This is a genomic window from Streptomyces fulvoviolaceus (assembly GCF_000718165.1).
Taxonomy (GTDB): Bacteria; Actinomycetota; Actinomycetes; order Streptomycetales; family Streptomycetaceae; genus Streptomyces; species Streptomyces fulvoviolaceus.
In genome coordinates, this window is the sequence record NZ_JOEY01000041.1 from 58,420 (window position 1) to 77,326 (window position 18,907).

At 71.5% G+C, this 18,907-nt stretch carries 19 protein-coding genes; 10 read left to right on the forward strand and 9 right to left on the reverse strand.

The genetic code is table 11. The annotated features are described in order from the left end of the window. Positions 1-34 precede the first annotated feature (34 nt). The 7 genes from IG08_RS0136760 to IG08_RS0136790 all read left to right on the forward strand — a co-directional run bounded on the left by IG08_RS0136760 (position 35) and on the right by IG08_RS0136790 (position 8,754). The gene (locus IG08_RS0136760) at positions 35-550 is read left to right on the forward strand and encodes an Lrp/AsnC family transcriptional regulator (RefSeq protein WP_030613119.1); all 516 of its coding nucleotides are present in this window, start codon (positions 35-37) and stop codon (positions 548-550) included. Between the two features lie 124 nt (positions 551-674). Next, positions 675-1,487: a dimethylargininase gene (ddaH, locus tag IG08_RS0136765; RefSeq protein WP_030613122.1), complete on the forward strand. Its 813-nt coding sequence runs from the start codon at positions 675-677 to the stop codon at positions 1,485-1,487. Continuing rightward, positions 1,484-2,710 carry an ornithine--oxo-acid transaminase gene (rocD, locus tag IG08_RS0136770; RefSeq protein ID WP_030613125.1) on the forward strand — a complete coding sequence of 409 codons (1,227 nt, stop codon included), beginning with the start codon at positions 1,484-1,486 and terminating at the stop codon, positions 2,708-2,710. The genes ddaH and rocD overlap by 4 nt, the downstream gene beginning before the upstream one ends. Positions 2,711-2,996: 286 nt before the next feature. Then, a complete protein-coding gene (locus IG08_RS0136775; protein WP_030613127.1) occupies positions 2,997-5,465 on the forward strand; it encodes a SpoIIE family protein phosphatase in 2,469 nt (822 codons plus the stop codon). A gap of 62 nt (positions 5,466-5,527) precedes the next feature. Further along, on the forward strand, positions 5,528-6,757 hold the full coding sequence (locus IG08_RS0136780; protein ID WP_030613130.1) for a PP2C family protein-serine/threonine phosphatase: 1,230 nt from the start codon (positions 5,528-5,530) through the stop codon (positions 6,755-6,757). A gap of 174 nt (positions 6,758-6,931) precedes the next feature. Next, on the forward strand, positions 6,932-7,657 hold the full coding sequence (locus IG08_RS0136785; RefSeq protein ID WP_030613134.1) for a lysophospholipid acyltransferase family protein: 726 nt from the start codon (positions 6,932-6,934) through the stop codon (positions 7,655-7,657). 71 nt (positions 7,658-7,728) lie between these two features. Further along, a complete protein-coding gene (locus tag IG08_RS0136790) occupies positions 7,729-8,754 on the forward strand; it encodes an NAD-dependent epimerase/dehydratase family protein (protein WP_106981098.1) in 1,026 nt (341 codons plus the stop codon). Between the two features lie 69 nt (positions 8,755-8,823). Here the strand turns inward: IG08_RS0136790 and IG08_RS0136795 are convergent, their stop codons facing one another. The 8 genes from IG08_RS0136795 to IG08_RS0136830 form a co-directional block, all read right to left on the reverse strand. Next, entirely contained in the window at positions 8,824-10,431 is a 1,608-nt protein-coding gene (locus tag IG08_RS0136795) for an alpha/beta hydrolase (protein ID WP_030613139.1), read from the reverse strand. A gap of 126 nt (positions 10,432-10,557) precedes the next feature. Further along, complete coding sequence (locus tag IG08_RS0136800; protein WP_030613142.1) at positions 10,558-11,328, reverse strand: urease accessory protein UreD; 771 nt, start codon at positions 11,326-11,328, stop codon at positions 10,558-10,560. Beyond that, on the reverse strand, positions 11,316-11,993 hold the full coding sequence (ureG, locus tag IG08_RS0136805) for an urease accessory protein UreG (RefSeq protein ID WP_030613145.1): 678 nt from the start codon (positions 11,991-11,993) through the stop codon (positions 11,316-11,318). Before ureG ends, IG08_RS0136800 begins: the two co-directional genes overlap by 13 nt. 150 nt (positions 11,994-12,143) lie before the next feature. Next, positions 12,144-12,818 (reverse strand): urease accessory protein UreF, encoded by a 675-nt coding sequence (locus tag IG08_RS0136810; protein ID WP_030613148.1) that lies wholly within the window; start codon positions 12,816-12,818, stop codon positions 12,144-12,146. A 13-nt stretch (positions 12,819-12,831) separates the two neighbouring features. Further along, a complete protein-coding gene (locus tag IG08_RS0136815; RefSeq protein WP_030613151.1) occupies positions 12,832-14,553 on the reverse strand; it encodes an urease subunit alpha in 1,722 nt (573 codons plus the stop codon). Further along, positions 14,546-14,857, reverse strand: coding sequence for an urease subunit beta (locus IG08_RS0136820; protein ID WP_030613154.1), 312 nt, complete (start codon positions 14,855-14,857; stop codon positions 14,546-14,548). Before IG08_RS0136820 ends, IG08_RS0136815 begins: the two co-directional genes overlap by 8 nt. Positions 14,858-14,868: 11 nt before the next feature. Then, the gene (locus IG08_RS0136825) at positions 14,869-15,171 is read right to left on the reverse strand and encodes an urease subunit gamma (RefSeq protein WP_010355509.1); all 303 of its coding nucleotides are present in this window, start codon (positions 15,169-15,171) and stop codon (positions 14,869-14,871) included. A gap of 133 nt (positions 15,172-15,304) precedes the next feature. Next, entirely contained in the window at positions 15,305-15,934 is a 630-nt protein-coding gene (locus tag IG08_RS0136830) for a TetR/AcrR family transcriptional regulator (RefSeq protein ID WP_030613158.1), read from the reverse strand. Positions 15,935-16,051: 117 nt separating this feature from the next. Here IG08_RS0136830 and IG08_RS0136835 point away from each other — a divergent pair, with 117 nt between their 5' ends. Then, a complete protein-coding gene (locus IG08_RS0136835; RefSeq protein ID WP_052425013.1) occupies positions 16,052-17,065 on the forward strand; it encodes a hypothetical protein in 1,014 nt (337 codons plus the stop codon). A gap of 94 nt (positions 17,066-17,159) precedes the next feature. Here the strand turns inward: IG08_RS0136835 and IG08_RS0136840 are convergent, their stop codons facing one another. Beyond that, positions 17,160-17,441, reverse strand: a complete 282-nt coding sequence (locus IG08_RS0136840) for a type II toxin-antitoxin system Phd/YefM family antitoxin (RefSeq protein WP_030613164.1) — start codon at positions 17,439-17,441, stop codon at positions 17,160-17,162. 63 nt (positions 17,442-17,504) lie between these two features. Between IG08_RS0136840 and IG08_RS0136845 the strand changes: the two genes are divergently transcribed. Together IG08_RS0136845 and IG08_RS0136850 are read left to right on the forward strand one after the other, a co-directional pair. Next, positions 17,505-18,140: an ATP-dependent Clp protease proteolytic subunit gene (locus tag IG08_RS0136845; RefSeq protein WP_030613168.1), complete on the forward strand. Its 636-nt coding sequence runs from the start codon at positions 17,505-17,507 to the stop codon at positions 18,138-18,140. Positions 18,141-18,147: 7 nt separating this feature from the next. Beyond that, complete coding sequence (locus IG08_RS0136850; protein WP_030613172.1) at positions 18,148-18,453, forward strand: hypothetical protein; 306 nt, start codon at positions 18,148-18,150, stop codon at positions 18,451-18,453. Positions 18,454-18,907: the final 454 nt, after the last annotated feature.

Here is an 18,907-nt window from a genome sequence, read left to right on the forward strand (position 1 = left end):
AGGGCGCCGACTGCGGGCTGGATACAGTGCGCGCATGAGCAGCACGCCCTCACCGTTCGACGAGACCGACCGGAAGATCATCACCGCGTTGATGGCGAACGCCAGGACGAGCTTCGCCGAGATCGGCGCGGTGGTGGGGCTGTCCGCGACGGCGGTCAAGCGGCGTGTGGACCGGATGCGGGACACCGGCGTGATCACCGGGTTCACGGCCACCGTGCAGCCCGCGGCACTGGGCTGGCGTACGGAGGCGTACGTCGAGGTGTACTGCGAGGGCGCGGCTCCGCCCCGGCGGCTCGCGGAGGTCGTCCGCAACCACCCCGAGATCACCGCGGCGATGACCGTGACCGGCGGGGCGGACGCGCTGCTGCACGTACGGGCACGGGACGTCGAGCACTTCGAGGAGGTGCTGGAGCGGATCCGGATCGAGCCGTTCATCCGGAAGACGATCAGCGTGATGGTGCTGTCCCATCTGATCCCGGAAAGCCCGGAGGCGGGTGCCAGCCAGCCCGCGCCGGAGGCCACGCCGGGGCACGCAGCAGACGTGCGCTGAGTCGGCGAAAGACGCAGCAATCCTGCGCGGACACGCAATTCTCATTGCTTGTCGGGCGTGACCGTCACTTCCTACCTTGGTGTCAACCCTCAGTCGACACCACAGGAAGCGGAGGAACCCCTCTGTGCCCGACTCCCGTGTGCCGCGCCGACGGCGTTTCCTCGTCTGCGAACCCAGACACTTCGCCGTGCAGTACGCGATCAATCCCTGGATGCATCCCGACACCCACGTCGACGTCGATCTGGCGCAGGAGCAGTGGCAGGCGCTGATCGACGCCTACCGCACGCACGGCCACGACGTCGACACCCTGGAGCCGGTCCCCGGTCTCCCGGACATGGTCTTCGCCGCGAACTCGGCGGTCGTCGTCGACGGCCGCGTCTTCGGCTCCCTCTTCCACGCGCCCGAGCGCCGCCCCGAGTCCACGCACTACGACACCTGGTTCAAGGCGGCGGGCTACGACGTCCACCGCCCCGAGTCGGTCTGCGAGGGCGAGGGCGATCTCGTCTGGACGGGCCGGTACGTGCTGGCCGGCACCGGGTTCCGGACGACCCGGGAGGCGCACCGCGAGGTGCAGGAGTTCTTCGGTCACCCGGTGATCAGCCTGACGCTGGTGGACCCGCACTTCTACCACCTGGACACGGCGCTGTTCGTGCTGGACGACGCCAACATCGTCTATTTCCCGGAGGCGTTCTCGCTGGGCAGCCGCGAGGTGCTGGCCCGGCTGTACCCGGACGCGGTGCTCGCGACCCGGGACGACGCGGTGGCGTTCGGCCTCAACTCCGTGTCCGACGGCCGCCATGTCTTCATCGCGCCGCAGGCCGAGGCGCTCGCCGCCCGCCTCGGCGAGCACGGCTATGTCCCCGTCCCCGTCGACCTGTCCGAGTTCCGGAAGGCCGGCGGCGGCATCAAGTGCTGCACTCAGGAGATCCGCCCATGACCGCTCCCGTACGCACTCGTACCTCCGCCGACCTCATCCACGCCGAGGAGCCGGTCCTCGCGCACAACTACCACCCGCTGCCCGTGGTCGTCGCCCGTGCCGAGGGCACCTGGGTGGAGGACGTGGAGGGCCGCCGCTATCTCGACATGCTGGCCGGGTACTCGGCCCTCAACTTCGGCCACCGGCACCCCGCGCTGATCGAGGCCGCGCATCGCCAACTGGACCGCCTGACCCTCACCTCCCGCGCCTTCCACAACGACAGGCTCGCCGAATTCGCCGAACGGCTCGCCGAGTTGACGGGCCTGGACATGGTGCTGCCGATGAACACGGGCGCGGAGGCGGTCGAGAGCGGCATCAAGGTGGCCCGTAAGTGGGCGTACGAGGTGAAGGGCGTCCCGGCCGACCAGGCGACGATCGTGGTCGCGGCGGAGAACTTCCACGGGCGTACGACGACGATCGTGTCGTTCTCCACGGACGAGACGGCTCGGGCGGGGTTCGGGCCGTTCACGCCGGGCTTCCGCATCGTGCCGTACAACGACCTGGCCGCGCTGGAGGCGGCGGTCGACGAGACGACGGCGGCGGTGCTGCTCGAGCCCATCCAGGGCGAGGCGGGGGTCGTCATCCCGGACGAGGGTTACCTGGCCGGGGTGCGCGAGCTGACCCGTCGCAAGGGGTGTCTGTTCATCGCGGACGAGATCCAGTCGGGGCTCGGGCGTACGGGTCGGACGCTCGCCGTCGAGCATGAGGGGGTCGTGCCGGACGTGCTGCTGCTGGGCAAGGCGCTGGGTGGGGGCATCGTGCCGGTGTCCGCGGTGGTGGCTCGGCGGGATGTGCTGGGGGTGCTGCGGCCGGGTGAGCACGGTTCGACTTTCGGTGGGAATCCGCTGGCCGCGGCGGTCGGTACGGCAGTGGTCGAGCTGCTGGAGACCGGTGAATTCCAGCGTCGGGCGGCCGAGTTGGGGGGCCTTCTGCGGGACGGGCTGGCGGAGCTGGTCGGTAAGGGTGTCGTCGGGTTCCGCTCTCGTGGGCTGTGGGCGGGGGTGGACATCGATCCCGCGATCGGTACGGGGCGTGCGGTGAGTGGGCGGCTGATGGAGGAGGGGGTGCTGGTGAAGGACACCCATGGGTCGACGATTCGGCTGGCGCCGCCGCTGACCATTACGGGGGAGGAGTTGCGGGCGGCGCTGGGGAGCTTGGAGAAGGTGCTGGTTCGGAGGGTGTGAGGCCCTGGGGTTTTCGCCCCCGCCGCCCCTTCCCATTCCCGTCCCTGGGGGCTGCCGCCCCCAGACCCCCGCTGTCGGCCTGAACGGCCTCGTCCTCAAACGCCGGACGGGCTGAAATCAGCCCCTCCGGCGTTTGAGGAGCGGGGGTCCAGGGGGCGGAGCCCCCTGGGGACGGGACGGGAAGGGCGGCGGGGGCGAGGACACCTCGGCGCTCACCGCACCACCGTCCGGGGTGAAGATGGGGTCAAGAGGTGGTAGACCACTCTCAGCGACAGAGAGGTCGGCCGTGGGCGCTCACGAGGAGCAGGACGTTGCCCGGCAGCGGTTCGACGTGGCCGATGCCGCGCCCCTGCTGCTCGACGCGCGGGGGGTGGTGACGAGCTGGACCCGTGACGCCGAGCGGCTGCTGGCGTATCCGGCCTCCGCGGTGGTGGGCAGGGAGGCCTCTGTCCTGCTGTCCGACGAGGACGCGCGGCGGCTGCCCGAGCTCGCCGAACGGTGCCGTGCCGACGGCGGTTGGGCCGGACTGCTGACCGCCCGGCGGGGGGACGGGCGTCCGGTGAGGGTGATGGTGCGGATCACCTCGGCGCTCGAGCCCACCGGTCCCTCGCGATGGCTCGTCCTGCTGTCGGAGATGGCCGGAGCACCCGGCTGGGACATGAGCCGCCCGGTGCTGGAGCAGATGGTCGCCCAGTCCCCGGTCGGCATAGCGATCGTGGACACCGACCTCCGTTTCGTCTGGTCGAACGACGCCCTGGCGAAGTTCGGCGGCGGTTCGCCGCGCCAGCGGCTGGGGCTGCGGCTGGCGGACGTCCAGCCGGGTATCGACACCGAGGGGATCGAGGCGCAGATGCGCCGGGTGCTGGCGACCGGCGAGCCGGTGGTGGGGTACGAGCATGTCGGCCAGGTCCGGTCCGCGCCGCTCCGGGAGACGGCGCACGTGCTGTCGTTCAGCCGGCTCGACGACGACCAGGGCCACCCGATGGGCGTGTACTACACCGTCGTGGACATCACCGAGCGGCACCGCGCCCGGCAGCGGCTGGCCCTGCTCGACCGGGCCGGCGAGTACATCGGCCGCACCCTGGACATCCAGCGGACCGCGCAGGAACTGGCCGACGTGGCCGTGCCGGCCCTCGCCGACTACGTCACCGTGGACCTGCTGGACTCGGTGCTGCGGGGAGCGGAACTCGCAGCGGGGCCGCCGAGCGAGACGGACCAGGTGCCGCTGCGCCGGGCCGGTCACCAGTCGGTGAACGAGAACGTCCCGGAGGCCGTGGTAGGCATCGGCAACGTGGCGGCCTACCGGCCGGACTCGCCCCCGCTCCGCGCCCTGACCACCGGCAGGCCCTGGTGCGAGGAGCGCCTCGACCCGCTGGCCGCGGAGTGGGCCACGGACATCCCCGGCGGCCGGCGGGCCACCTTCCTGGAGCTGGGCCTGCACAGCGTGATGATCGTGCCGATCCGCGCCGGGGGCGTCACGCTGGGCGTCACCACGTTCTTCCGGCGCCATCGGCAGGAGCCGTTCGACGAGGGCGACCTGAACCTGGCCGAGGACCTCGTCTCACGGGCGGCCGTCTGTGTGGACAACGCCCGGCGCTACACCCGTGAGCGCGACGCCGCGCTGGTCCTGCAGCGCAGTCTGCTCCCCCACCGGCTGCCCGAGCAGGACGCCGTGGAGGTGTCCGCCTGCTACCGGCCCGCCGACGAGCTGACCGGCCTGGGCGGGGACTGGTACGACCTCATCCCGCTGTCCGGCGCGCGCGTCGCCCTCGTGGTGGGCGAGGTGCCCGGTCACGGCATCAACGCCGCGGCGGCCATGGGCCGGCTGCGAACCGCCGTACGGACGCTCGCAGCCCTGGATCTGCCGCCCGAGGAGGTGCTCGGCCACCTCGACGACCTGGTCGCCCGCTCGGCCCGCGAGGAGGGCGTCGTGCCGGACGCCGAAGGGGCCGTGGGAGCCGACAGCTCGCAGCCGGTGGGGTCCGGCTGCGTGTACGTCGTCTACGACCCGGTCGACGGGCAGTGCACGATGGCCGCCGCGGGCCACCCGGCGCCCGCCGTCGTGCTGCCCGACGGCACGGTCGCCTTCGTGGACCTTCCGCAGGGGCCGCCGCTCGGTGTGGGCGGCCTGCCCTTCGAGTCGGTGGAGCTGGCCCTGGCGGAGGGCAGCACGCTCGCGTTGCACACCGACGGACTGCTGGCCCGCGGCGAGGAGTGGGCCCTGGACGCGGACCGGGACCGGCTGCGCCGGGCCCTGGAACTGTCCGCGGCCTCGCTCGACCTGCGCTGCCGGGCCGTGGTGGACGCGCTGGTCCCGGCCCGCCCGTACGACGACGTGGCCCTGCTGATGGCCCGCACCAGGCTCCTCGGTACGGAACAGGTCGCGGACTGGGACCTGCCTCCGGACCCGGCCGTCGTCGCCGACGCCCGCAAGGGAGCCGCCCGGCAGCTGACCGACTGGGGTCTGGAGGAGTTCGCCTTCACCACGGAACTGGTCGTCAGCGAGCTGGTCACCAACGCGATCCGGCACGCCGTAGGACCGATCCGGCTGCGCCTGATCAGGGAGCGGAACCTGATCTGCGAGGTCTTCGACGGCGGCGCGACCGCACCGCACCTGCGCCATCCCCGCACCACGGACGAGGGCGGCCGCGGGCTGCTGCTGGTCTCCCAGTTCGCCCAGCGGTGGGGCACCCGGTTCGTCCCCGAGGGGAAGATCATCTGGGCGGAGCAGTTCCTGGCGGATTCACCGGATTGATCTCCCTTCGTCCATACCGTGGGAAACTGGTGTGACCCCGGCGGTGCGGTGAGGCGGCAGCCATGACGGATACGGCGATCGACTACGCGGCGGTGTTCAAGGCCCTGCCCGGCATGGTGGCCCTGCTCACGCCCGACCTGGTGTTCGCGGACGCCAACGAGGAGTTCCTGCGCGTGGCCGGGCGCAAGCGCCAGGACCTCATCGCCCGCTTTCTGTTCGACGTCTTCCCCGACAACCCCAACGACTCCACCGCGACCGGCATGCGCGACCTGGAGGCCTCGCTGCGCCGCGTCCTCGCCACCGGCGAGCGCGACGCCATGGCCCTGCAGCGCTACGACGTCGAGTCGGTCGAGCGGCCCGGGGAGTGGGACGAACGCTACTGGAGCCCGTGCAACGCACCGGTGCTCGGACCGGACGGCGAGGTGGTGCTGCTGGTGCACCGGGTCGAGGAGGTCACCGAGCTGATCCGGGCCCGCGGCGGCCGGGGCGACGGCCGGACCCAGGTGCTGGAGGCCGAGCTGTACACCCGCGCCCGCGAGCTCCAGGAGCTCAACGAGCGGCTGCGCCGGGCCCACGCCCGTGAGCGCGAGGTGGCCCTGGCCCTCCAGAAGGCGATGCTGCCCGCCCACCGTCAGGTGGGACACCACCAGACGGCCGTGCGCTACCGGCCCGCGCTCGGCGCGCTGAACGTCTGCGGGGACTGGTACGACCTGATCGACCTGGTGGGCGGCGACCGCATCGGCGTGTCCGTCGGCGACGTGGTCGGGCACGGGCTGGAGGCCGCCGGTGTCATGGGCCAGCTGCGCAGCGCGCTCAGCGCCGCCTCCCGGGTCGCCGAGGGCCCGGCCCAGGCGCTGGAGGTCCTCGGGCGGTACTCCCACGTGGTCGACGGCGCCGAATCGTGCACCGCGGTGACCACCTTCATCGACTTCGACCACCACACCATCACCTACAGCAGCGCCGGGCACCCGCCGCCCGTCCTGCTCCACCCCGACGGCCGCGTCGAGTTCCTCGACCAGGCCACCGATCCACCGCTCGACGCCCGTCCCGTCCCGGTCCCCAGACCGCAGGCCGAGACCACGTACACGCCCGGCGCCACCCTCGTGCTCTACACCGACGGCCTGATCGAACGGCGCCACGAGGACATCGACACCGGGCTGGCCCGGCTCGCCGGCTCCCTCGCCCGGCATCGCGGAGCGGACCTCGAGTCCCTGGCGGACGCCGTACTGCTGGAGTTGCTGCCCCCGGGAGGTGCAACCGACGACACCGCACTGATCGTGGTACGCCTGTGAAGGGGCACGGCTCCTGTGGGTCGGCGTCCGGAATGCGCCACGGACCCCCGCCGAGCTGCCGGGCCCGGTTCCGGCGGGGACCGGCTGCCCCTACACTGACACCCCCGCCGCACGCCGGTTGACCTGCCAGAACGCCCAGTTGAGCCGATCCGCCAGAGTGAGGAGCGCCCCCTCTTGTTCTACTACCTGCTCAAATACGTGCTGTTGGGGCCGCTGCTGAGACTGGTCTTCCGGCCTCGAATAGAAGGCCTCGAACACGTACCGGCCTCGGGCGCGGCCATCGTGGCGGGCAACCATCTCTCGTTCTCGGACCACTTCCTGATGCCCGCGATCCTCAAGCGCCGCATCACTTTCCTGGCGAAGGCCGAGTACTTCACCGGGCCCGGCCTCAAGGGCCGGCTGACGGCGTTCTTCTTCCGCAGCGCCGGGCAGATCCCGGTCGACCGCTCCGGCAAGGAGGCGGGTCAGGCCGCCATTCGCGAGGGGCTCGGGGTGCTGCGCAAGGACGAGCTCCTCGGCATCTATCCGGAGGGCACGCGCTCCCACGACGGCCGGCTCTACAAGGGCAAGGTCGGCGTCGCGGTGATGGCGCTCAAGGCCCAGGTCCCGGTCATTCCCTGCGCGATGATCGGCACCTTCGAGGCGCAGCCGCCGGGCAAGAAGATCCCGAACATCCACCCCGTGGTGATCCGCTTCGGCAAGCCCCTCGACTTCTCCCGCTATGCCGGCATGGAGAACGAGAAGGCGATCCTGCGCGCCATCACCGACGAGCTCATGTACGCCATTCTGATGCTCTCCGAGCAGGAGTACGTCGACGAGTACGCGGCCGTGGCCAAGGCGGCCGAGGCCGCCGCGCGCAAGGAGAAGGCACGCAAGCTCCCCCGGATGCCGCTGAGTTGAGCTCTGCTTCCGGGCTCTGCTTTCGGCAGAGCGGCCTGCGCCGGACCGCTCTCGCGGCTTAGCGTCGTCGCATGAGACGTGCTGTGGTGGTCGGAGCGACGGGACAGATCGGACGGGCGGCCGTGGGTGCGCTGGCCCGGGACGGGTGGGAGGTGACCGCCGTCTCGCGCGGCGGCGGACGGGACGAGGGCTGGCCCGAGGACGTGCGGGTCGCGGCGGCCGACCGGGAGGACGACGGGGCGCTGGCCGGCCTGGTCGGGGACGGCTGTGACGTGCTGGTGGACATGGTGGCCTACGGGGCGTCGCACGCACGGCAGTTGGGCTCGCTCGCCGACCGCCTCGGCTCGGCCGTGGTGATCTCCAGCCTTTCGGTGTACGAGGACGACAAGGGCCGGAACTTCGACACGCAGAGCGAGCCGAACGGTTTCCCCGAGTACCCGGTGCCGATCACGGAGGACCAGCGGACGATCCCGCCGGGCGAGGCGTCGTACAGCACCCGCAAGGCCGTACTCGAGCGCGAACTCCTCGCCCTGGGCGCGGAGTTGCCGACCACTCTCCTGCGGGCCGGCGCGATCCACGGGCCGCACTGCCTGACCCCGCGCGAGCTGTACTTCGTCAAGCGCAACCTGGACGGCCGGCCCCGGCGCATCCTCGCGTTCGGCGGCGAGAGCCGTTTCCACCCGGCGAGCGTGCACAACATCGCGGAGTTGATCCGGCTGGCGGCCGCGCAGCCCGGCACCCGGGCCCTCAACGCCGTCGATCCGGAGGCTCCGACGGTGGCGGAGATCGCCGGCGCGATCGACGCCGTGATGGGGGTCGAGACCGAGAGCGTGCTGCTGGACGGTCCGCCGCCCTCACCGGTCGTGGGTGACACGCCGTGGTCGGTGCCGGTGCCGGTGGTGTGCGACATGGCCGCCGCAGAGCGGGAGTTGGGGTACCGCCCGGTGGTCCGGTACGCGGAGTCGCTGCCGGAGACCGTCGCCTGGATCGAGGGGCGGCTGGCCGGACGGGACTGGCGGGAGGCGTACCCGGAGATGTTCGAGGCGTACGGCGACCTCTTCGACTATGCGGCGGAGGACGCGTTCCTCAGCGCGTGAGCCTCAACTCACAGGAAAGGGGCGGCCGTTGGCTGCGGCCGCCCCCTTCTCCGTCGTACGACTCGCGCCTTACGGCTGCGGCGTGGCGTGCGGCGCGCACGTCACGTCGGTGGCGTCCAGCTTGCCGGTGAGCAGGTAGGTGTCCACCCGCTGGTTGATGCACGGGTTGACCAGGCTGGTCACGCCGTGGGAGCCCGCGTCCTTCTCGGTGATCAGGCGGGAGCCCTTGAAGCGCTTGTGCAGTTCGACGGCGCCTCCGTACGGCGTGGCGGCGTCACGCTCGGACTGCACGATCAGCACGCCCGGCAGACCCGTGCCCGTCTTGACGTTCACGGGGGTCTGCTGCTTGACCGGCCAGGTGGCGCAGGGCAGGTTCATCCAGGCGTTGGCCCAGGTCAGGAAGGGGTAGTCCTGGTGCAGGCGGGTGTTGTCCCGGTCCCACTTCTTCCAGCTGGTGGGCCACTTGGCGTCGGTGCACTCGACGGCCGTGTAGACGGCGTTGCCGTTCTCCGAGGCGATGTTGCCCGCGGTGTCGGACAGGTCGGGGGCGGCCGCGTCGACGAGCGCCTGGGTGTCGCCGGCGACGTACTTGCTGAACACGGTGGCGACCGGGATCCAGGAGGAGTCGTAGTACGGCGCGCCCTGGAAGAAGCCGATCAGCTCGGCCGGGCCGACGACCCCGCCGATGGGGTTCTTCTTGGCGGTGGCGCGCAGTTCGAGCCACTTCGCCTGCACGGCGTCACGCGTCGTGCCGAGGTGGAAGACGGCGTCGTTGGCGGCGACCCAGTCCTCCCAGTCCTTCCAGCGGCCCTCGAAGGCGACGTCCTGGTCGAGGTTGGCCTCGTACCAGATCTTCTCCCGGGACGGGTTGACGACACTGTCGACGACCATGCGTCGGACGTGCCCCGGGAAGAGCGTGCCGTAGACGGCGCCGAGGTAGGTGCCGTAGGAGACGCCGAGGTAGTTGAGCTTCTTCTCGCCGAGCGCGGCGCGGATGACGTCCAGGTCGCGCGCGGTGTTCGGCGTGGTCATGTACGGCAGCATCTCGCCGCTGCGCTCGTAGCAGCCCTCGGCGTACTCACGGGCCAGCTTGCGCTGGGCCAGCTTGTCGGCCTCGGAGTCGGGCACCGGGTCGGCCTTGGGCGCCTTCACGAACTCCTGCGGGTCGACGCAGGAGATGGGCGCGGAGTGGCCGACACCGCGCGGGTCGAAGCCCACGAAGTCGTACGCCTTGGACGTGTTGACCCACACCGGCGCCTTGGTCGTGACGCGGCGCGGGAAGCGCAGACCGGAGCCGCCCGGTCCGCCGGGGTTGTAGATGAGCGCGCCCTGGCGCTCCTCCTTGGTCCCGGTGTTGCCGATGCGGTCGACGGCGAGCTTGATCTGCTTGCCGTACGGCTTCGCGTAGTTGAGCGGCACGGTGACATAGCCGCACTGGATCGGCTTCTCCAGACCCCAGTCGGCCGGACAGTCCTGCCAGTCGATGCCCGCCTTCGCGGCGCGTGCGGCGGCTGTCGCGGCGCCGACCGCCTCGCGGTCCTGCCCGTGCCGGGCGGCCACGCTCGCGCTCGCACTGGCCGAGGGCGCCGCGACGGCGCCGGCTATCAGCGTCGCCGTGACGAGCACTCCGGCCGAACCGAGTGCCGTTGCACGCCACTTCGGTCTCGTATCCCTCAAGGGGGACCTCCCCGTACGTAGTTCCGATTGGTACGGGGATCCTCGTGGCTGTGAGCTCCCTGAGAACAGGGGGCGTTGACCTTCTTTGCCAATCCGATAAACGGAAAGGGTCGTTCGCTCGGCGGACTACGGCCCGAGGGACTCCAATGCCTCGTCCAGCACCCGGCGCAAGAGCAGCGCGTCCGCGGCCACCGCGGTGACGAGTACGGCCGGCCCGGCGAGGGGCATGACCGCGGCGCCCTCCCCCAGCACCTGCGCCGCCACCGGCTCCGCCACGAACTCCGGGCGTACGACGATGACCTGACCGACGGCCCGATGCCCCGCGAGCACGGCCGGACCGTCCCAGCCGCCCGGTGCCCCGGGCCCGCAGGCCAGCTCCTGGTCGAGCAGGGTCCTCCCCGCAACACGCACCACAAGCCGACTGCTCAGCCGCCCGGGCTCCTCGCGCACCCGCCCGAGCACCTGCTCCTCACGCAGGACGAGCCGGGAGGTGGCCCCCAGGTCGACGTGCGTGGTCACACACAGTTCACTGCCACCCGCGGAGATCAACTGCTCGGGCAGCCAGTGCAGTTCGGCCCCGTCGGCGACGGTGAGCCGCACGTCGTAACGGGCCTCGCCCTTGGCCTGTCCCGGCAGAGCGATGGTGGCGGCGGCCGACCCGACACGCAGCCGGGCACCGGCCTGCACGTCCGTTTCGACGGTGAAGTGGTCACCGCCGAGCGGCCCGCTCATCGCGCCGACGAGCATCACCCGCGCCTCGCTGCCACTCCCCCGGGTCCGCCGCAGGGCCAGCGGCCCGTCACCCTCCAGAACGGGCAGCGCCGTACCGCCACGTCCGTCCTCGCGAGCCACGATCCGAGCGGTGGCCCGCACCCCGCTCACGATCACGCCGTCCACGCGGCGTGCTGCGCCCGCACCCAGCCGGCGACGTCCGCGACGCCGGTCCCGCTCCTGAGCGACTGGAACACAACCGGCAGTTCGGCCCGCTGAGCCTTCGCGTCGGCCGCCATCCGTGCCAGGTCGGAACCGACGTACGGCGCGAGGTCGGTCTTGTTGACGACGAGCAGGTCGGCCGTGGTGACCCCCGGCCCGCCCTTGCGCGGAATGTCGTCCCCACCGGCCACGTCGATCACGAAGATCTGCGCGTCGACGAGCCCCTTGGAGAAGGTGGCGGTGAGATTGTCACCACCGGACTCGACGAGAATCAGATCCAGCGGCCCGACCTCGTCCTCCAGATCCTCGACCGCCTCGAGGTTGGCGGAGATGTCGTCCCGGATCGCGGTGTGCGGGCAGGCCCCGGTCTCCACGGCCGTGATCCGCTCGGGCGGCAACACGGCCTCCCGCAGCAGGAACTCGGCGTCCTCGCGGGTGTAGATGTCGTTGGTCACGACAGCGAGGGACAGCTCATCGCGCAGCGCCTGACACAGCGCGGCAACGGTCGCGGTCTTCCCGGACCCGACGGGCCCGCCGAGCCCGATACGCAGGGCACGACGCGAGCCGTCGGGACGCCGGGCGTCGGCGCTGACGGCGGATGCGCCCTCGTGGGAGTGGTCAAGATGCATAAGAAACGGCTCCATGTATTCAGCCCGTCCGGCGTTTGAGGACGAGGCCCTTCGGGCCGAAGCGGGGGTCTGGGGGCGGCAGCCCCCAGGGACGGGAAGGGAAGGGGCGGCGGGGGCGACTGTATCCATCAGCGGCTCCGCCGCGGGCTCCTAGGACGCGAAGAGACGCACGGGCCAGGCCGCATGCACCTCGGCAGAGATCTCCAACAGCGGAGCCGAAGCCGCAGGCAGCGCATCGACCCCTGTGTCGACCACCTCCCGAGCCGCCTCCACCGCCTGATCCGCGACGCGATCGAGCTCTGGCGCCAGCCGAGCCAGTACGGCCGTGGCGTCGAAGGGGTCGAGGCTCAGCAACCGCACCGTCGCACTCGCAGGCCCACTGACACTCTCGTACGCCGCGCAGTGAGCCGCGTCCTCGGCCCCCAGCCCGGCCGCCCGAGCAGCAAGGCCGAGCACCACCGGCTGATGCGCCCCCTTGGGAAACTCCCGTGCCAGGGCGTCGAGTTCCCCCGAGGGCCAGGTCGCCCGGGCGGCCCGCATCAACTGCCGCCCGAGCTTCCGTGCGGCAACCCGCAATGCGGGCGACGGCGTCCGCGCATCCGCAGCCGCGTCCAGCTCCACCGGATCCACGCCGAGCGCCGCCGCCGCGGCCAGCGCGGCGGCGACCCGCCCCGCCGTGTGCAGCCGCCCCCGGCAGAAGTCCTCCAGACTCGCGGCCCCGGTGATCCGCCCCGCCTTCACGGCCGCCTCGGCCCCGCCGGAGTGCGCGTGCCCTCCGGCGGGAAACCGACCGTCGGCCAGAACGAGAAGTGCAGCCCGCGACATCAGCACCACGCCATCAGAAGAGGAAGTACCGCTGGGCCATGGGCAGTTCGGCCGCAGGCGTCGCTTCGACGAGCTCCCCGTCGATGTGCACGGCGAAGCTGTCCGGATCGACCCGCACCTCGGGCCGCGCGTCGTTCTCCCGCATGTCGGCCTTGGTGACCCCGCGCGTGGACTCGATGGCGACGAAGCGCTTCCCCAGCTGGAGCCGCTCGGGCAGCCCGTCCTCGATGGCGAGCGGCGCCACGAAGTTGAAGGAGTTGGAGGCAGGCGCCCGCCCGATCGCCCCGTACATCGGCCGCGGCAGGATCGGCTGCGGCGTCGGGATCGACGCGTTCGCGTCGCCCATCTGCGCGTACGCGATCTGCCCGCCCTTGATGACGAGATGCGGCTTGACCCCGAAGAACGCCGGCTCCCACAGCACCAGGTCGGCGAGCTTGCCGGTCTCCACGGACCCGATTTCCTGAGCCAGACCCTGGGCAAGAGCCGGATTGATCGTGTACTTGGCGACGTACCGCCGCACCCGCCGGTTGTCCGCACGCCCGTCACCGGGCAGCGCTCCCCGCCGCCGCTTCATCACGTGCGCGGTCTGCCAGGTCCGCAGGATGACCTCGCCGACCCGGCCCATGGCCTGGGCGTCGGACGAGATGATCGAGATCGCGCCCAGGTCGTGGAGTATGTCCTCCGCACCGATCGTCGACGGCCGGATCCGGGACTCGGCGAAGGCCAGGTCCTCCGGCACCGCCGGGTTCAGGTGGTGGCACACCATCAGCATGTCGAGGTGTTCCTCGGCGGTGTTGACGGTGTACGGCCGGGTCGGGTTGGTGGAGCTCGGCAGCACGTGCGGCTCGGAGACCACGGTCATGATGTCCGGCGCGTGCCCGCCGCCCGCACCCTCGGTGTGGTACGCGTGGATGCCCCGTCCGGCGATCGCGGCGAGCGTGTCACCGACGAACCCGGCCTCGTTCAGCGTGTCCGTGTGGATGGCGACCTGGATACCCGTGCGGTCGGCGACGGTCAGCGAGGCGTCGATGACAGCCGGGGTCGACCCCCAGTCCTCGTGGAGCTTCAGCCCCAGGGCTCCCCCACGGATCTGGGACAGCATCGCCTCGTGGGAGACCGTGTTGCCCTTGCCGAGGAAGCCGATGTTGAGCGGGTACTGCTCCATCGCCTCCAGCATCCGGGCCAGGTGCCAGGGGCCGGGCGTCACAGTGGTCGCCTTCGAGCCCTCGGCCGGTCCGGTGCCGCCGCCGACCAGGGTGGTGACACCGGCGGACAGCGCCTCGTCGGCGATCTGCGGGCAGATGAAGTGGACGTGCGCGTCGACGGCACCGGCGGTCAGGATCCGCCCGTTGCCGGCGATGACCTCCGTCTCGGGGCCGATGACGAGGTCCGGGTGCACCCCGTCCATCGTGTCGGGGTTGCCTGCCTTGCCGATGGCGGTGATCCGGCCGTCGCGTATGCCGACGTCGGCCTTGACGATCCCCCAGTGGTCGATGATGACCGCGCCCGTGATGATCGTGTCCGGGGTGCCGTCTGCGCGCGTAGCACGGGCCTGGCCCATGGACTCGCGGATGACCTTGCCCCCGCCGAACACGGCCTCGTCACCGGCGAGTCCGGGCCCGCCGGAACGATCCTCCTCGATCTCGACGATCAGGTCGGTGTCGGCGAGCCGGATGCGGTCGCCGGTCGTCGGGCCGAACAGGTCGGCGTACGCGGCACGCGAGATCTCAGGCATCGAGGGCACCTCCGGTCTCCCCACGCAGACCGGGCACGACACGGGCGCCGGCGAGGGGGACGAGTTCGACGTCGACGGGGATCCCGGGCTCGAAGCGCACGGCGGTGCCGGCGGCGACGTTCAGCCGCTTGCCGCGCGCGGCGGCACGGTCGAACTCCAGGCCGGGGTTGGCCTCGGCGAAGTGGTAGTGGGAGCCGACCTGGACGGGCCGGTCGGCGGCGTTGAGGACGGTCAGCCGGGTGACCTCACGGCCCTCGTTGTAGGCAATCGGCCCGTCGCCGAACAGGATCTCTCCGGGAATCATCGACGGCCCCCTCAGACGATCGGGTCGTGGACGGTGACGAGCTTGGTGCCGTCCGGGAAGGTCGCCTCGACCTGGACGTCGTGGATCATCTCGGGGATGCCCTCCATGACGTCGTCCCGCGTGAGCAGCTTGCGCCCGGAGGCCATGAGCTCGGCGACGGTACGGCCGTCACGCGCGCCCTCGAGGATGTGCGACGTGATGAGGGCGACCGCCTCGGGGTGGTTCAGCTTGAGCCCACGGGCCCGGCGCTTCTCGGCCACGTCGGCCGCCACATGGATCAGCAGCCTCTCTTGCTCGTGCGGGGTCAGTTGCACGTCCCACCTCACAGTCCTCGCTCCGGACCGTGCGGGGTCCGGTTGCCGCAGCCCCGGGGCAAAGTCCCTGGTGGCGTGGATCGGCAGGCTAGTTGGACCGAGTTTCAAGCAAGTTAACCGAGCTGTGATGCTTTCAGGCCCCGGTGCGCGTGTCCTGCATGCTCATCAACGCCCGTAGACCGTCCTGGAGGATCTCGACCGGGGCGGGCCCGAAGAGGGACTGCTGCGCGAGGAAGCCCAGCACGGCGGCGATCATCGTGCGGGCCACATGGTCCGGGACGATGTCCGCCCGCATCATCCCGGCATCCTGGTATCCCTCGACGATCCGCCCCCACGCCGCGCGCACGTTGCCGTATCCCTCGGCCAGGACCGCCGCCAGCACCGGGTTGCGCGGGATCTCCGACCACACCTGGACGACCAGCCGCGGGAAGGCGGGAACGCCGTCGAGGGTGAGGTTCCCCCGCAGGGCGAGGGTCCGGCTCAGGACGCCGGCCACGAGGCTGTCGGGCGGCGGGGGCGGGCTCTGCAGGGCCGCCGCCTCGAAGGCCGCGCGCACCTCTCCGAGCACCTCCTGGACGATCGCGGCGATCAGCTCCTCCTTGCCGCTGAAGTAGCGGTACACCGCCCCTGCCGAGAGGTCGGCCTCCTTCAGCACGTCCTGCATCGACGTGGCGTGGAAGCCGTTGCGGGCGAAGCAGAGCGCGGCGGCGTCGAGGATCTGCCGGCGGCGGGCGTCGAGGTGGGCCTGGGATACGCGTGCCATGACCCACAAAGTAAAACGAACATTCCTTCTTGACAAGGCGCACGGGTCGCAGGACGGTGGGAGCACCGTAAAACGAACGATCCTTCTTTTTGGTTGCCAACCCGGAAGGGACCCGCAATGTCCACCGCCTCCGCAGCCCCCACCGGGAACGCCCGCCGCATGATCGCGGTCGTCGTCCTCGTCCCGGTCCTCGCGGCGCTCGCTCTCTGGGCCTTCGCCTGGCCCGCCGCCCGCAGCGCGCCCCGCGACCTGCCGCTCGGCGTGGCCGGACCCGCCGCCGCGACGGCCCAGGCGGAGAAGCAGCTGACGCAGCGGGAGGGCGCGTTCGAGATCCACCACTACGCGGACGAGGCCGCCGCCCGGGCCGCCATCGAGGACCGGACCGTATACGGCGCGGTCGTCGTCACCGCCCAGGGTCCCGAGCTGCTGACCGCGTCCGCCGCGAGCCCGGTCGTCGCCCAGCTGCTGCAGGCTGCGGTGGCCGAGCGGGCGGCCGCCGAGGGCACACAGGTCAGGACGGTCGACGTCGTCGCCGCCCCGAAGGCGGACCCGCGCGGAGCCACCTTGAACGCCAGCGTTCTGCCGCTGGCCCTGGCCGGGATCGCGGCGGGCGCGGTGGTGACGCTGGCCGGGCTGCGCGGGACGCGTGCCGTGGTCGCCCTGGTCGGCGCCTCCGCACTGGTCGGCGTGGCCGCGGCCGGCATCGCGGACAGTTGGCTCGGGGTCATCGCGGGCGACTGGTGGGCGGAGGCCGGGGTGTTCGGCCTGGCGACGCTGGCGGTGAGCGGCGCCGTCGCCGGTCTCGCCGCCCTGGTCGGCGCGGCCGGCGTCGGGATCGCCTCGGGCGTCATCATGCTGTTCGGCAACCCGTTCTCCGGGGCGACCTCCGCGCCGCAGATGCTGCCCGAGCCGGTCGGCACGATCGGCCAGTGGCTGCCGCCGGGCGCGAGCGCGACCCTGCTGCGCTCGGTGGCCTACTTCGACGGCGCGGCGGCGACCGGTCCCGTCCTGACGCTCACCTGGTGGGCGGCGCTGAGCCTGGGCGCCGTACTGCTCGGCAACGCGCTCAAGGCGCGGGCGAAGAGCACCGGGCCCGCCGCAGCCGAGCGGGAGCTCGCACCCGTCGGCTGACGACCGGCCGGTCGCACCGTGCACCCCCGCTGCAGCGGGGGTGCACGGTCTTTTCGCGTCTACGGCCTTTTCGCGCCTACGAGCTTTGGGCGCCCTACGAGGGACCGGCCCCCCGGTGATGCGCCGCGATGCCGAAGCGCTGCGGTTCGCGGGGAGCGGACGCGACCTCGCGCACGGCCGAGACCGCGCTGATCACCTGATCCTCGACGGCGGGCTCCTGGAGCTCCTCCAGCCGTTCGAGGTCGGCGGCGGAGACCAGGGCGACGAGGGGCTTGCCGTGCCGTGTCACGACGACGCGCTCACCGCCGTACACCACCCGGTTGATCAGGTCGGCGAGCTCAGCCCTGGCTTGCGTCACCGGAATCTCGTAGGCCATACCCCCATCATAACGTCACGTACGTCCTGTACATTTTTTACAGACGCCGAAGGAGGGGTACCCATGACCCGACCGACCGCCCGCCACGTCCTGCCCGAGTTCCACGAACGCACGAGCTCCGGGCACAGGACGATGGATCCGTACTCGAAGCTGCTGGAGGAGCGGATCGTCTTCCTGGGGACGCAGATCGACGACACGTCGGCGAACGACCTGATGGCGCAGTTCATGTACCTCGAGCACCAGGCCCCGGACCGGGACATCGCGCTCTACATCAACTCCCCCGGCGGCTCGTTCAGCGCGATGACGGCGATCTACGACACCATGCAGTACGTCGGTTGCGACGTGGAGACGACGTGCCTCGGCCAGGCCGGCTCCGCCGCCGCGGTGCTGCTCGCGGCCGGCACCCCGGGCAAGCGTTCGTTGCTGCCGGGTGCGCGCGTGACGATCCATCAGCCCTCGCTGCCCGAGCCGGTACAGGGGCAGGCCAGCGATCTCGCCATCCAGGCCGACGAGTTGACGCGGATCCGGGCCCGTCTGGAGGAGCTGCTCGTGCGGCACACGGGCCGCAGTCCCGAGCAGGTGAGTGCCGACATCGAGCGGGACAAGTTCCTGGACGCGCAGGAGGCGCTGGACTACGGGCTGGCGGACCGGATCATCCCGAGCCGCAGGGCGTCGCACCCCACGCCCGGCGCGAGGTGATGTGCCGATGGTGCCGGACCTTCCACCCCTGCCCGCCCTCACGCGCGCCGAGGGCGAGTTGATCGACCGTTACCTCGACGCGGCCGACCTCCTCGGCCGGATCAACCCGGCTCGGCACGGGGACACGTACCGCGGACTGCGCGCGGCCCAGGCACTGGTGGCCAAGGCGACCGAACTGCGCGACGCGCTGGCCCTCATGCACCGGCGGGGCGAGAACGAACTGCATGCCGCCACCCTGGCGCGGGCCCTGCGGGTCCTGGACGGCGAGCGGCGTACGGCCCGGGTCACCGTGCCGCCCCACGCCGACAGTTGAGGCAGACACGGGCAGACACGGGCGGTCCGGGCGACCCGTCGGCCTGACGGAGCGTCCGGACCGGCGTTGAAACGGACCGAACGGGGTACCGCCGATCGGCGTAGTCCCGGCTCCTTTTTCGCGACCGTCAAGGTTGCACAACGCGCGTAGCCGAGAGCGGAATGAGGAGTTCCTGTGCAGGTCCGGGGCTCCTCGGGGCTCTCGACACTCCTTCGAACACACGGGTGTCCACCCGAACGGGTGAGTGGTGAGTAACAACACAAACCCCCGGTTCCGTTGGGTTTTTGGGACATCCGTGAGCCAAGATCCCTGTCTGACGACAAGACCCCGCCGCAGCGGCGGGGCGGTCCGGGCGGACGCCGAATCCTGCCGCCGCCCGGATGCCCGGTCGACAGGAGTGGATCGGCAGGAGTGGAGGACCCAGGCAAGACGGGTCGCCGGAACGGTCGCGCCA

Excerpts from the sequence above, each read along its gene's own strand:
- IG08_RS0136780 (WP_030613130.1), top strand. The coding sequence starts at position 5,528 with ATGACGGATACGGCGATCGACTACGCGGCGGTGTTCAAGGCCCTGCCC.
- rocD (WP_030613125.1), top strand. The coding sequence starts at position 1,484 with ATGACCGCTCCCGTACGCACTCGTACCTCCGCCGACCTCATCCACGCC.
- IG08_RS0136835 (WP_052425013.1), top strand. The coding sequence starts at position 16,052 with ATGTCCACCGCCTCCGCAGCCCCCACCGGGAACGCCCGCCGCATGATC.
- IG08_RS0136850 (WP_030613172.1), top strand. The coding sequence starts at position 18,148 with ATGGTGCCGGACCTTCCACCCCTGCCCGCCCTCACGCGCGCCGAGGGC.
- IG08_RS0136760 (WP_030613119.1), top strand. The coding sequence starts at position 35 with ATGAGCAGCACGCCCTCACCGTTCGACGAGACCGACCGGAAGATCATC.
- IG08_RS0136830 (WP_030613158.1), bottom strand. The coding sequence starts at position 15,934 with ATGGCACGCGTATCCCAGGCCCACCTCGACGCCCGCCGCCGGCAGATC.
- IG08_RS0136810 (WP_030613148.1), bottom strand. The coding sequence starts at position 12,818 with ATGTCGCGGGCTGCACTTCTCGTTCTGGCCGACGGTCGGTTTCCCGCC.
- IG08_RS0136845 (WP_030613168.1), top strand. The coding sequence starts at position 17,505 with ATGACCCGACCGACCGCCCGCCACGTCCTGCCCGAGTTCCACGAACGC.
- IG08_RS0136790 (WP_106981098.1), top strand. The coding sequence starts at position 7,729 with ATGAGACGTGCTGTGGTGGTCGGAGCGACGGGACAGATCGGACGGGCG.
- IG08_RS0136815 (WP_030613151.1), bottom strand. The coding sequence starts at position 14,553 with ATGCCTGAGATCTCGCGTGCCGCGTACGCCGACCTGTTCGGCCCGACG.
- IG08_RS0136840 (WP_030613164.1), bottom strand. The coding sequence starts at position 17,441 with ATGGCCTACGAGATTCCGGTGACGCAAGCCAGGGCTGAGCTCGCCGAC.
- IG08_RS0136820 (WP_030613154.1), bottom strand. The coding sequence starts at position 14,857 with ATGATTCCCGGAGAGATCCTGTTCGGCGACGGGCCGATTGCCTACAAC.
- ureG (WP_030613145.1), bottom strand. The coding sequence starts at position 11,993 with ATGCATCTTGACCACTCCCACGAGGGCGCATCCGCCGTCAGCGCCGAC.